The organism is Vibrio sp. D431a (assembly GCF_030248655.1).
In the GTDB taxonomy this organism is placed as follows: domain Bacteria; phylum Pseudomonadota; class Gammaproteobacteria; order Enterobacterales; family Vibrionaceae; genus Vibrio; species Vibrio alginolyticus.
The window spans coordinates 181,313-194,216 of record NZ_JAHGAP010000002.1; the positions used below are offsets into that span (position 1 = coordinate 181,313).

Below are 12,904 nucleotides of genomic sequence, written 5' to 3' on the forward strand. Positions count from 1 at the left end.
TGTGCCGAGTGGAATAAAAAAGCCCCAATGATTGGGGCTTGAATGAAGCGAAGTATGCCGTTTAAAAATAGTGGAAGATCGGCGGTTCATGCATCAAGAAGTTTTGATGGGAGATGTTCCACGCATAGGCGCCCGCTAAGGTAAACACAACGTAATCACCAATATCGACGTGGGCGACGTGTTGATTGCGTGCCAGCACATCTTTGGGCGTACAAAGCTGGCCGACAAAGGTCGCTTGTGCATGCTGAATTGGATGAGAAATCTCATGGTGTTGCTCGCTTTTCAGGATGACGAATGGATGGTCATGACTCTGCGCCGCTGGCGTGCGGAAGTGGTGAGTTCCCCCGCGCGCGATGACAAAGTTTTCGCCAAGATTTTGCTTAATATCGAGCACTTCCATCACGTAATAACCGCATGCCGCCGTGATGAAACGTCCGCATTCAAAACGCAGTGTCCAGTCTTGCACTTGCTCTTTGGCTATGAGGAATTCCAACTTGTCGCAAAACTCCATCCACGGAAAGTGTTGCTTAGGGTTTTGGTAGTTAATCCCCATGCCGCCGCCCAAGTTGATCATCAGCTCACCGAGTTCAAACTCTTGTTGCCACGCTTTCACGACTTGGAAATAGCGCTGCATTAACGCTAAGTGACGTTCAACATCGAGCTGATGCGACATCAAGTGAAAATGGAATCCTTTGAGTGACACTTGCGGGAAATCGCGCAGCAACATCAAAGCATTGCTCAGTTCGGACTCGTCAAAACCAAAAGGGGTCGGCTTGCCGCCCATCGCCAACTTGCTGAGCGTGATGTCGCCGATATCAATGTTCATACGCAAAAAGATCGAAGCAGGGCGGTTGAGGCGCTCGGTTAGTGCTCCAATGCGTTGTAGCTCGGTGAGGCTTTCGACATGAATTGCATCAACATCAAGCTCAATCGCTTGTTGCAATTCACTTAGCATTTTTCCGGGGCCACCGAAGATCAATGGCTTATCGAGTTGTTGCTGGTGGAGGTGTGTCAACTCCCCGCCAGATGCCGCTTCAAAACCATCGACATACGGCGCGAGCGTTTTAAGAATCGGGCCCGATGGATTGGCTTTGGCTGCGTAAAATAGCTCGACATTTCTCGGCAAAACGTGACGCAGTTGTTTGATGTGTTCTTCTAAGGCGCTTAGGTCATACACGTATGCGCACAAGGGTTGACTTTGCTGCTGTGCGAGTGTGTGAACTTGTTGGCAAACGAGTGTCGGTAGAGAGAGGGAATTAGACATGTTGCGCTCCTTTTTCGTGTTGCTGCCAAGGCGTGGCGACTTGGGTATAGCCCGACTCCTTATCGGCTTTTTGCATCAAACGCGTGGTGAAATTATTTTTGCTCGGGAAGTGACCGCCATTCAGCAACGCTTCTAGTTCCGGCTGTTTTCCATTCACTGATTGCCAACGCACAATGGCACTTTGCACCGCATTCCATAGCGTTTGCTCTAGTGGCTCGTCACCTTCTGCGATGAAGAAAATCGCTTCGCTGATGTTGTTGATAAAGGTGCAGTATCCGATGCGATTCCAGCCTTGTTCGCGACTGTAGTAAACCGATTGTCGCGCGCGTTCAGACAAGTCAGTTAAAGTTTCTGCTGGCCAGAACTCCGGCAGTAACTTGGTGCCTTCCAAATCACGAATCCAAACACAACACGGCATCTCTTGTTCAAAGCCAATCAAGGTGTTTTGCAAATGCGGCTCAAACGCCACCCCGTGTTTGAAGTAGTAGTTAAACACACCTGGAATTAGGCAATGCAAATAGCGTTCAAACCACAGTGTCGCGATGTCGGAATAGCGATTTTGCGTTGTACGCGCTTTGTTTTTAAGGCGTTGAGCAATGCAACTGTTGCCGTTTTTGTCGTAAGCAAACAGAGCGCCTGCGAGGGTTGGTTTTAAGATGTCGACTTCGCTCAGCGAGAAATTTTCGCGATACAAAATCCCAAACGATTCGCGCGCTTTGGTGTTGTCGTCCCAATTGCGCTCAGCGACACTTTCTAGATTCAACGTGGTGGCGTAAGGCTCCGTCATCACTTTAAATACGGGGTTGTGCAACTGTTCGTTTTCTCTAATTGGTTTAAGAATCGACGTGAGCTGCACGGCGCTGTCGAGTTCGTACCACGCGTTTTTGCGCACGCAATTGGTTAATCGTACGTTGATGGAGAATTTCGCAAACCAGTCCATGTCTGGGTGGTAGAGGGTACGAACTGAAGAGGTTGGCTGCATCTTTTCACCACCTAAACCCAGTGGCGTGATCTTGCCTTGTTCAATGGCACGCTTCACGCTTGGGTTGCTCAAAATGGTGTAGCTTTCCCAAGGATGGCAAGGGTAGAGGGTCTTCCCATTGCTGGTGGTGTGTTGTGGCGCGAGCTGTTGTAGCATGTGCTGAGCAGGGTTGGCTTCTCCGTCGGAACTCAGCACATCAAGTAAGGACGTATCCACTTCAAACCAGTACAGCGGGACTTGCGCGCCGACTTCTGGAGAAAACGCCAAGAGATCATCCATGTTGACGCCCGAACGACTTTTCGGGGTCGGATGGAAAGTATGCCCCCAAATCAGAGATTGTTCCGAAGCGATAAATTCGTTGTGATGCGATTTGGGCGCGACGTTGAGAAACTGCTCGGTAACCAACACGCTATTTTCCAGTTGTTCGATCAGCTCATGGTTAAACGGGATCGCCAATACCTGCTTGAGATAGTTAAGCAAAAGCGTAAGAGTTTGCGTGGCATCCAATTTCGCCCAACCAGATCCCGGCATTTTCGCCCAAGGCAGTTCTGCCAATTTGATTTTGCCCAGTTTGCTCGCGTAGTGAATCGGCAAAACCAACACGCCATTTTGTTGAGAAAGATGAACGGCTATCCGCTGTTTAGCGGGATAGTTGCGTTTTAACGTTTGGGGTAGCGATGTCGATTGGTAGTGCCATTCCACTTGTTGATTCGGTAGCGCAAATTCACGTAAGTAACAATTAAGAACACCCATTATCGTGTTGAGTTGGGCTTTCTCACGGTTGAGCTGCACCTCATGCGCGCGCAACTCGCTAGTCTGAGAGGATTGAGTTTGTAACATGTTGATTTCCAAATTTTGAATGGAGAACCAGCGCGATCAAGGTGATTACGCTGACTATCGCAGAAAGTAGGAAAGGAACCTCAAGTAGCCCCAAGCTAGAAATGAAAGAAGCGCAAAATCCCGCTGCCACGCCACCCCATTTGGACATGGCATCAAAGCGAGAAAATACTTTGCCACTGAGTTTGCGATCCAGATTGCTCGCAAGATGCTGATGCAATCCGTGATAACAACACACCATCGCGATGCCGAAGATAATTCTCGCAGCAATGAGTGCGGTTTCGGATGCAATCAAATGCAAGGCAGAGCTCACGGCAAGCAATGCAAACCCAAGCCACAACGTGCGCAGCGGTTGATGGCGATTCAGCCCATCTGACAACACGTGGATTTTGCCTGCCAGCAACAGATAGACACCATGCGGCAGTGCGTACAAAAAACCGATCCATGCGTGGTTAGTGATGCCATATTGCTGCACAAACGACGAGAAATAAGGAAAGGTCACCACCATAGAAAACGCAAACCCGAACTGAGCAAAGAAGATCCAACGAATGGCATGCATTGCGTTTTTCTGCGCAACAGGTTGTTCTTGCTGAGATTCTGAGTTTGGCTTTTCGAGGTTTTGTTCGGCGGGTTTATCCGCTGGCAGTGTTAGCGTGATGCCCATCGCAATTAAAGGCAAAACGCATAACCACAGGTACGCGTTGAGCGGGTTGGTCTCTGACAAGCTCCAGCCGAGCCCAATGGGCGCAACGATCAGCGCCAAGCGAGCAGATAGTTGGGTTTTATTAAGTGACTTGCCGAGTGTTTTGGCTTCTTTAATTTGACTAGATAAGTAGCTGTTTGAGGCGGCCATGGTGCCGCCAAAGGTTCCTTGAACAATAAGACCAAACACAAACATGGCGAGGTTGTCTGCCAAGCCGCATAGCGCAAACCCTGCTGCAAGGCCAAGTTGCGCACGCAAGAGTGAGCGGCGGCGACCATAGCGATCGGCAAAGCTGCCCCAAAATCGCGCCGCCAACGCAGTACAAAACGTAGGTAGGATAAACAATACCCCTGCCCAGTCTGCATCAATGCTTGCGCCTAACGTTGGCAACACGACGGGTAGAAATAGCGGCATACCTAACGCGGCAAACGCAGCGATAAAGTGGCACAACAACACACTGTAGATGAGTTTGGTCATAATCGTTTAACGTACGCTTTTTTTGATGGCTTCTAAGTAGGCGCGTTGCGCTTCTTCGCTAGAAAGCAGCAAGAAGTTCGGAGCCGACAAACCATAGAACTTATTGATGTCACTCGCGCCAGAGGCTTCTTTCGAGAGCAAACTGCCAGAACTCAACAAGTACTTGGCGTATAAATCAGGTGCCTCTTGCAGTAACTCGCGTGCCAGTTTTGTTTCTAACCCTTCGCCTTCCAATCGGTTGAGTTGCTCAGCAATGCTTTTGGCCACGATGGCGTAAAGCGATGCTGAAGAGGCAATGCCCTTCGCTGCCATGGCTTCTACAATCGCTGCAATATCCAGTTGTAATGTGATGGTGGTAAACATCTGACCGAGCGCCAATTCATTGTCGACTTTGATGCGTTGGTCGAGCAGTTCATCGCAATCCACTGGAATTGTTCCTGCGCCGTGTTTTTGGGCTGCATGCTCTGTTGCAAAGTGGAAGCGCTCTGGCCAAATTCGCGCTGCGTCGTTGTCTTTCATCGCGAGCGTCATTTTGCCCTGTTGATCAAATGCAACGATGGCGTTTTGTTGGTTGGACTCCAATGCGATGCCATAACGAAGCCACAAGGTGAGGTGCACTTGGCATAATAGGTCGACGTAATCTTGGAACCAAGCCAGCGTATCTTGTTGATAGTACTGCTCCGCCAAATGTTCTAAAAACAAGCGACCGTCAGGCATTGGGCTAGCCAGTGCTGCAACCGGAACTAACGCTTTGTCTTCGCAATGAGTAAGTGGGTACTCACGTACGATGTACGCGAAGGTTTTATCCTCGCCGACGTGTCCACCGTGCTTTTCGTTGCAATGGAACAAGCGAGTGTTTAAGTCGGCGTCCGTTTGTTCAAGGTGGCTGAGTAGGCGTTCAAACCAGTGGCCGTCATACAGTGTTGAAGGCTTGATTAAGCGAATGTTTTTCGTGCCTAGCGATCGCATGATCAGCGGAACTTTGATGTGAATATGCGGCGCGTCGTTGACTACCACAGTACGAACGGAAAGCGTTGGCGTCACGTCTAGGTACGTCAACGGCGCTTCTATCATGCCTTCGGGTAAGGCTTCTAAAGAGCGAAGGGTGAGCGGATGCGCAGGGAACAGTACGTGGCTCAGTGCAAAATCAGCAGGAAGCCCCACTTGCTCCATCGTCGGCCAGCAATCAGGTTGTTCGCTGGTTAATGTCACCAGTGATTTTTCAATCGCAATCCAATGCAGAGCAAAGCTTTGTGCGAACTCGGGCGCGTACTTAGCAAGGTCTTCATCGCTCAGACCAAACTTCGCACGCGCAGTTGGATAGTACGGGTGGTCAAGGTAAGAAGCGATCTGGTCGGCAAGCAGCAGTTTTTGATGCCAAGAGCCAAGCTTGGATATTGGTTGAGAAATGTGGTCGGTGTGGTGACGAAACGCTTGGTCACACAGTGCTTTGTGTTTCTCTGCGCATTCCAGTTCTTGAAGATATCCCGCTAATAATTCGTGAGAGCTCTCATGCGCCAGTGTCGTTAGTAGCGCAATCCACTCTTTGTAATGCTGTTGATGCTCGACTTGGCCATTTTTCTCCACCCACCAACCTGGTGGTGTTTCGTCATTGGCGTGACCGTAGCGCCAGTGCTGCATGTAATACGTTGGCGCAACAGGTAAATACAACGTGAAATCAGAGTTGGCAAATATCAGCCAGACTTGCTCGTCTTGAGGAACAATTACCCCTTTTGGCGCGTCTCTACTGAACTTGGCCTTCGACAAAATGCCAAACATGTCTTCGCGCAAGCAAGTGTCGATCAATCGTTGCGTTAGATACAAAGCGTTGTCATTCATGCTGCCACCTCACGAGTCGGAGCGAGATCGAAATTGCTAAGCGCGTTCTGCAGCGCTTGGTCGAGGTTTCGCCCTGATGGTGAGACAATCGAAATTCGGGCGAGATAATCCTTATTGGAATAACTCTGTTGGAAGTGTTCTCCAGCGGTTTTTAGTACCTGTTGCTGGGTGATGATATCGTCATCGTGTTGGATGAACGACGTCGAACCTCCGTCAATCACACCACTGTGTCCCGCAACTACGTAGTGCACGTGCGCTGAACCATGAATTTGGTAATCGCCGTCCAATCTTCGACCCAGATGCAGACCCAAAATCGTGCTAAACCAGCCGAAGTGAGCGAGATTGTTGAGCAAGAATTCGCGACCGTCCCCAATGCTGCGGTAGTTAATTTCCACCAGAACTGGGCCGTTTTCCGTGATGATAAATTCGCTGTGGCAAACTCCAAAACCAACGCCGAACGCTTTCAGTTGAGCCAAGCAAGCTTCTCGGTGAGCAATGCCGTTTGGTCCGTTCCAGTCTGCGGCTGTTTCGATAAAGTAAGGCGGCTCTGAGAGCGACACATCAAAACCGCCCACGGCGATAAGGCGCTCACCATCTCCCAGAGTTTCGAGCGTAACCAAAGGCCCTTGAAGGAATTGCTCCACCAGAATGGCGGCGTTTGGGTGTTTTTGCCAAAACGCATCGCAGTATGCGTCGAGCTCGCTTTGGGAGTCACAGCGCTGCACATCCAAACTCGCCACGCCTTCTTTGGGTTTTGCTACGACAGGGAAGGCCATGCCTAATGCCACATTCGAATGGCGGTGCAGCAAACAGCTTTGTGTGTTGGGTAGGGCTTTTTCATTCAACACTTGTCGAGTTAAGTGTTTGTTTTTGGCCTTTAACGTGACAGACCAATCTTTGGCCGGTAGACCAAAAAATTGCGCGCAGATGGCGGTGGAAGTTTGTAAGTGATCACTATTGCTGAAAATAGCGTCTGGCTTTAATTCATGCTCCGTGATGGTTTCGATGAGTTCTAATGGGTTGAAGACATCACATTCTAGAATGGTATCCGGATTAAAGTGACTATCACGACTCGCCAGCTCTAAATGGCTTAGCTTGTGGTCGGTGATAAGAACGACGTGAAGGTCCATCGCTTTAGCTGCAGGCACAAAGCCGTGAGTGACTGCATCGTTAACGACATGACTTACGATAATCATCGTAGATTTCATGAGCTTTCCTAATTTTCTAACATTTTCTTCTAACGTTGATAAAGTCGCTCACGGTCGTCTTCCAATGTGCCTCTCTCGAGACGGAGGGCAGAAGTTTTAGTGTTTATTGTTATGATATTTGGTTTTTTGTTGTTAGTTGTGTTTTTAGGGTAAATAAATATAGAGCATAAAATTAATATTGCAAATAGAAATAATATTTGTTCTTATTTCCATCCGTTGGCTTTATAACAACTAAACGGAATTATGGAATGAATAAATTATTGACCCTGACCCCCTTGGCGGTCGCGATTGGTTCTTCATTAGTAGCACCAAGCGCAGTGGCTTCAGAAGAGACGAACTCAACCCCATCAGCAACTGAAACGATTCAAGTCTTCGGTCATCAGTACGAAGGTTATGCTGAACACATGCCTCAATCAGGCACCAAAACCGATGTGGAATGGCTTGATGTGCCACAAGCGGTATCCGTAGTAACGAAAACAGAAATGCAAGACCGAGGCGCGGTGCGTTTAGTGGATGCGCTAGATGGGGTAGCCGGGGTCAATAACACCTTGGGCGAAGGCAGCCGCGATCAGTTCATGATCCGTGGTTTTGATTCACTCAACGATATGTACCGTGATGGCTTGCGAGATGACGGTACGTTGCAGTCTTACCGCAGCTTAGCGAACGTTGAACGCGTTGAAATTGTGAAAGGCCCTGCGGGTGCTTTGTATGGCCGTGGTTCGGCTGGGGGCATCATCAACTTGGTGACGAAACGCGCTAACGGTGAGAATTTTACTCACGTAAACGGTAGTGTAGGCAGCAACAACCAGTATGTTGGTCAGGTCGACAGCTCAATGGCGTTTACAGATAAGGTCAACGGGCGTATTAACTTGGAATACCGTCAAGCCAACTCGTACGTTGATCATGTTGATTCAAACGATTTCTTCATTGCACCGACCATTCGTGTGTTACCAGCGGAAGGTCACACCATTGATATTGACGTGGAATACGCCCATCAAGAACTAGTGCCGTATCGTGGTGTGCCATCAAAAAATGGCAAGCCAGTTGATTTGCCAGTAAGCACTTACTTTGGCGGCACAAACGACTATCAGGAGTCAGACAGTCTCCGTATTGCGGTGGATTACGAATGGCGTCTGAATGATCAATGGGTATGGAACAACCGAGCGGCATTCAACCATATCGAACTTGAGCAAAAAGGCACGCGTCAGGGCAAAGTGACGGGTAATGAAGTGTCTCAAACCGTCAACAACTTTGGTTACGATCCACGTACTACGACCACTTTACAATCTGAGTTGGTTTGGGAAACCAGGGACAATCAATTGATGGTGGGTGCAGATTTCAACCAGATCGATATCGACCTAACGTTGGCAAGTGACAAAACGCTTCCTCCGCAAAATATCTACGACCCAGTCGTTGGTCCAACGCCTGATCCGGGCTTTAAGCCATTTCGTGACAATACCACCACCACGACAGGTTTGTATGTGCAAGACGTCTATACGTGGGGTGACCTTTCTTTGATCGGTAACGTGCGTTACGACTCGATGGAACTCGAACAACAAAAAGCGGGCTCAGATAAGGAAAAATTGGATGATGACAAAGTCAGCTACCGTGCTGGTTTGGTATACCGCATCAATTCCGACACATCCGTATACGCCAGTTTAGCGCGCTCTTGGCAGTTACCGTACGCTGGTATCTACATCAATCCAAAATTGGCGGAATTCTTCCACACCGACTTAAAAGAGGTGGGTGCGAAAGCGTACCTTTTGGATAACGCATTAATGTTGAATGCGGCACTGTTCCAGATTGATCAAGAGCAACCACAAACTAACGTGGACGGCGATGTGATCGATAAAATTGAAGTGCGTCACCAAGGTATTGAATTAGAGGCTCGCGGTCAAATCACCAAACAGTGGGACATCTCTGTGGGTTACAGCTACTTGGACGCGGAAGACAAAGCCACAGGCAAAAAGCCGAACGATGTATCAGACCACTTGTTCTCTCTTTGGAGCACTTACCAATTGGATGACAACTGGCGTTTAGGCGGTGGTGTGAAGTACGTGGGCGACCGTTACGCAGGTAACGACGAAGCTGTCGCACTTGGCGATTACACAACGGTGGATTTGATGGCGGCGTACACCACTGGTCGTCATAAAATCCAAGCGAACGCTTACAACATTTTGGATGAGAAATACATTCTTGGCGCAACAAACGGCACGTCTGGCTTAAACCAGATTGGCTACGGCGCACCAGCCGAGTTCATGCTCAGCTACGGATATCAGTTCTAGGCTTTTTGTGCGTAGTTAGCGCCTGTTAGCCGATTTTTTCCTCATATTGAGGATGTTTAGCCCCGAGAGCCTACGGGATGTATTCTGCCCGAGGCTCAATTTCTCGCAAAGGAGATCTTAATGTCTTACCAGAATTTGGATGGTAAAGTGCGTGTACGTGCTGGTTTGTCTACCACTTACAGTGTGCTTGCGATTGCAATCGCTTCTGCCACATCCATGAGCGCGGTTGCCGCTCCTGCTAAAAAAGAACAAACTACCGCGATGGAAACCGTCGTTGTCACTGGTAGCGTGATTGGTAAATCTGAAATTGAAGACGTCAAAGAGTACCCAGGTGCTCGTACCGTCATTACCCGCGATCAAATCGAGAAAACCGCCGCAGGCTCGATTGATAACGCGCTACAGCGCGTGCCGGGTATTAAAGTTCAGGATGAAAGCGGAACGGGCGTATTGCCTAACATTTCCGTACGTGGTTTGAAAGCAAGCCGTAGTGGTCATGCTCAGTTCTTGATGGATGGTGTACCGCTAACACTTGCGCCATATGGTCACACTGGTCAGTCTATCTTCCCAGCAACACTGTCGATGCTTGATCGTATTGACATTGTACGCGGTGGTGCCGCAGTACAGTACGGCCCAAACAACGTCGGTGGTGTGATCAACTTAGTGACCAAACCGATTCCACACACGTGGCAAACTGAAATCAGTAACCGCCTTACCGTGTTTGATGGCGGTGATGCGCCGCTGAATGATTTTTACCTGCGCACGGGCGGCTGGTTAAGCGACACGTTTGCACTGCAGTTGGAAGGTAACTTCCTAAAAGGTGAAAGCTTCCGTGAACATTCCGATACGGACGTGAAGAACTTTCAAGCTAAAGCACAGTGGCTATTGAGTGACACTCAAGAGATTCAAGCATTCCTGCAACGTTACGATGCTGAAACGCAAATGCCGGGCGCACTTTCGCCACAAGACTACGAACAAGATCGTCACCAATCGAAACGTCCTTACGATGATTATGAAGGTAAGTCGACACGCTGGAGTGTTAAGTACATCCACGATTTGCCATTTGCCGACAGTGCTGAGCTAGAAGTGCTAACGTTTGGCCATAAGTCAGAGCGTCTTTTCAAGTGGGGCTTTAACAGCGCGGGTGGCCATTGGGCTGATCCGGCTTTGCCAGCGACGGACGTTCGTACCTCTCCACGTGAATTTACCGTGTATGGTATAGAGCCAAAAATGGCGATGTACTTTGGCGAAGGTAAATCCGTTACTCAAAACTGGATCGTGGGTACCCGTTATGTTAACGAAGACATCGACTACAAACTCACTCAGACTCCAATCGCCGGTGGTGCAACCAGCGTTCCGCGTGATTGGCATTTAGATACGGACGCGTTTGCTGGATACGTTAGCAACGAAATTGGTTTGTTCAATGATACATTGAAGGTAACGCCTGGGTTGCGTGTTGAGTCGGTTCGAATGACGTTTACCGATCGTGGTAAAAAACAAACAGCAGACAACACCGTGACGGAATGGTTGCCAGGTTTGACGGTGGCATACAACTTAACTGATCAGTGGGTGACGTATGCGAACGCGCAAAAATCACTTCGTGCGCCACAAATTGCCTACATCCGAGGCTTGGGTGAAGAAGGGAGCGAACTGGCTTGGAACTACGAAGTCGGCGCGCGTTACACCCAAGATGCGACCAGTTTTAACGCTGCACTTTATCGCATCGATTTTGAAGACCAACTGCAATGGCAAAGCTCAACGCAGACCTTCGATAACATCGGAAAAACACTTCACCAAGGTTTAGAACTTTCTGCTCGTTACGTGCCTGAAGTTCTACCTGCTCTGAGCTTGGGCGCAAGTTACAACTACCTCGATGCCACGCTTGAAGAAGAGGGTGCGAATAAAGGTAACCAGCTGCCTTACACCTCTAAACATCAACTTGGTTGGGATGCGACCTACGCGTTTTACGGCATGGACACCACGCTATCGGGCTTCTACTTCAGTGATTCGTATACCGATAACGCCAACACCAGTGCCGAAGACGCAACAGGTGCAACGGGCAAAGTGCCGTCTTACATGGTGTGGAACTTCAACTTAGGTACGGATTTATACAAAGACGACAAAGGCAAGTTACGCATGAATGTTGCAGTAAACAACTTGTTTGACGAGGAGTATTACTTCCGTGGGATTGATACCAGCCCAGTTGGTCGGTACCCAGCTCCGGGACGCTCTTACACACTGGATCTGAACTATCAGTTTTAAGCGTTTCGTTCACCGAGTTTGAAAAGAAAAGTCGCCAATTTACCTTGGCGACTTTGCCGATCTTAGGTACTGGAAAACACTTAGCACTGGAAAAAAGCAAGATGAAAAATAAAAAACAATTTACGATCAAACACTTTTCAACCGTTTTGCTGATGCTGTTGAGCTCAGTTTTTATGTCATTTTCCGCAAGTGCTCAGGTGCGCAGCGTGCAAGATGAGCAAGGCACTTTTGAGCTAGAAGCGATACCTCAACGTATTGTGGTTTTAGAATTTTCGTTTGTCGATGCATTAGCGGCAGTCGATGTCTCACCTGTAGGCGTCGCCGATGACAACGATGCCACACGAGTCATCCCTGCTGTTCGCGCCAAGATTGAACCTTGGCAATCGGTCGGCATGCGTTCACAACCGAGTTTAGAGGCGATTGCGGTGCTCAAGCCGGATTTGATCATTGCCGATGCCGAACGTCATCGCGCGATTTATCAAGATTTGCAGCGAATTGCGCCAACCTTGCTGTTAAAAAGCCGTGGAGAGACGTATAAAGAAAACCTCGAATCTGCACAGAAAATCGGGGTTGCGATTGGCAAGCAAGCGAAAATGACACAACGAATTGAGCAGCACAAACAGACAATGGCGGAGTTCAAACAGCATTTTGCGACACAAGAAACCATTCAGTTTGGTGTGGTTTCTGACAAAGGGATGTGGCTGCATAGCCCGGTTTCTTACGCTGGGGGCGTTTTGAGTACGCTGGGCATCCAAAGCCCGCTGGCTCCATCTGAGCAAAAAGCGTATATCCCAACCAGTTTCGAACTTTTACTAAGAACCAACCCTGATTGGTTGTTAGTTGGACTTTACTCTCAACCAAATATTGTGGATGAGTGGCGCAAAAACCCATTATTTAAGCTGCTAACCGCTGCGAAAAAACAGCAACTTGTTGAGGTATCTCCTGAACTGTGGTCGTTAAATCGCGGCATGTTGGCTGCGGAAGAAATTGCCCGCAATCTTGAAGCGTTATTGGAGCGCTCATGAGTTCGGCGATAAGCTCGGAAAGCGC

The 12,904-nt window shown here is 48.9% G+C and carries 8 protein-coding genes; 3 read left to right on the forward strand and 5 right to left on the reverse strand.

The window, feature by feature from the left end; translation table 11 throughout:
- Positions 1-61 precede the first annotated feature (61 nt).
- From KJB35_RS03110 to KJB35_RS03130, 5 genes are read right to left on the reverse strand one after another with little or no spacing between them, the layout of a single operon-like run.
- A complete protein-coding gene (locus KJB35_RS03110) occupies positions 62-1,264 on the reverse strand; it encodes a type III PLP-dependent enzyme (protein ID WP_285358652.1) in 1,203 nt (400 codons plus the stop codon).
- Complete coding sequence (locus KJB35_RS03115; protein WP_285358654.1) at positions 1,257-3,086, reverse strand: IucA/IucC family siderophore biosynthesis protein; 1,830 nt, start codon at positions 3,084-3,086, stop codon at positions 1,257-1,259. Before KJB35_RS03115 ends, KJB35_RS03110 begins: the two co-directional genes overlap by 8 nt.
- Positions 3,058-4,263, reverse strand: coding sequence for an MFS transporter (locus KJB35_RS03120; protein ID WP_285358657.1), 1,206 nt, complete (start codon positions 4,261-4,263; stop codon positions 3,058-3,060). Before KJB35_RS03120 ends, KJB35_RS03115 begins: the two co-directional genes overlap by 29 nt.
- A 6-nt stretch (positions 4,264-4,269) precedes the next feature.
- Entirely contained in the window at positions 4,270-6,102 is a 1,833-nt protein-coding gene (locus KJB35_RS03125) for an IucA/IucC family protein (RefSeq protein ID WP_149191696.1), read from the reverse strand.
- Positions 6,099-7,310: an acetyl-CoA carboxylase biotin carboxylase subunit family protein gene (locus KJB35_RS03130; RefSeq protein ID WP_149191697.1), complete on the reverse strand. Its 1,212-nt coding sequence runs from the start codon at positions 7,308-7,310 to the stop codon at positions 6,099-6,101. Before KJB35_RS03130 ends, KJB35_RS03125 begins: the two co-directional genes overlap by 4 nt.
- A 248-nt stretch (positions 7,311-7,558) precedes the next feature.
- On the opposite strand from KJB35_RS03130, the gene KJB35_RS03135 reads away from it, so the two are divergent.
- The 3 genes from KJB35_RS03135 to KJB35_RS03145 all read left to right on the forward strand — a co-directional run bounded on the left by KJB35_RS03135 (position 7,559) and on the right by KJB35_RS03145 (position 12,879).
- The gene (locus tag KJB35_RS03135; protein ID WP_149191698.1) at positions 7,559-9,595 is read left to right on the forward strand and encodes a TonB-dependent siderophore receptor; all 2,037 of its coding nucleotides are present in this window, start codon (positions 7,559-7,561) and stop codon (positions 9,593-9,595) included.
- A 120-nt stretch (positions 9,596-9,715) separates the two neighbouring features.
- Complete coding sequence (gene pvuA, locus KJB35_RS03140) at positions 9,716-11,854, forward strand: TonB-dependent siderophore vibrioferrin receptor PvuA (RefSeq protein WP_017634503.1); 2,139 nt, start codon at positions 9,716-9,718, stop codon at positions 11,852-11,854.
- 101 nt (positions 11,855-11,955) lie between these two features.
- Positions 11,956-12,879, forward strand: coding sequence for a Fe(3+) dicitrate ABC transporter substrate-binding protein FecB (locus tag KJB35_RS03145; protein WP_053308093.1), 924 nt, complete (start codon positions 11,956-11,958; stop codon positions 12,877-12,879).
- Positions 12,880-12,904 lie beyond the last annotated feature (25 nt).

Coding starts and splice junctions, on each gene's coding strand:
- KJB35_RS03125 (WP_149191696.1), bottom strand. CDS start 6,102: ATGAATGACAACGCTTTGTATCTAACGCAACGATTGATCGACACTTGC.
- pvuA (WP_017634503.1), top strand. CDS start 9,716: ATGTCTTACCAGAATTTGGATGGTAAAGTGCGTGTACGTGCTGGTTTG.
- KJB35_RS03135 (WP_149191698.1), top strand. CDS start 7,559: ATGAATAAATTATTGACCCTGACCCCCTTGGCGGTCGCGATTGGTTCT.
- KJB35_RS03145 (WP_053308093.1), top strand. CDS start 11,956: ATGAAAAATAAAAAACAATTTACGATCAAACACTTTTCAACCGTTTTG.
- KJB35_RS03120 (WP_285358657.1), bottom strand. CDS start 4,263: ATGACCAAACTCATCTACAGTGTGTTGTTGTGCCACTTTATCGCTGCG.
- KJB35_RS03130 (WP_149191697.1), bottom strand. CDS start 7,310: ATGAAATCTACGATGATTATCGTAAGTCATGTCGTTAACGATGCAGTC.
- KJB35_RS03110 (WP_285358652.1), bottom strand. CDS start 1,264: ATGTCTAATTCCCTCTCTCTACCGACACTCGTTTGCCAACAAGTTCAC.
- KJB35_RS03115 (WP_285358654.1), bottom strand. CDS start 3,086: ATGTTACAAACTCAATCCTCTCAGACTAGCGAGTTGCGCGCGCATGAG.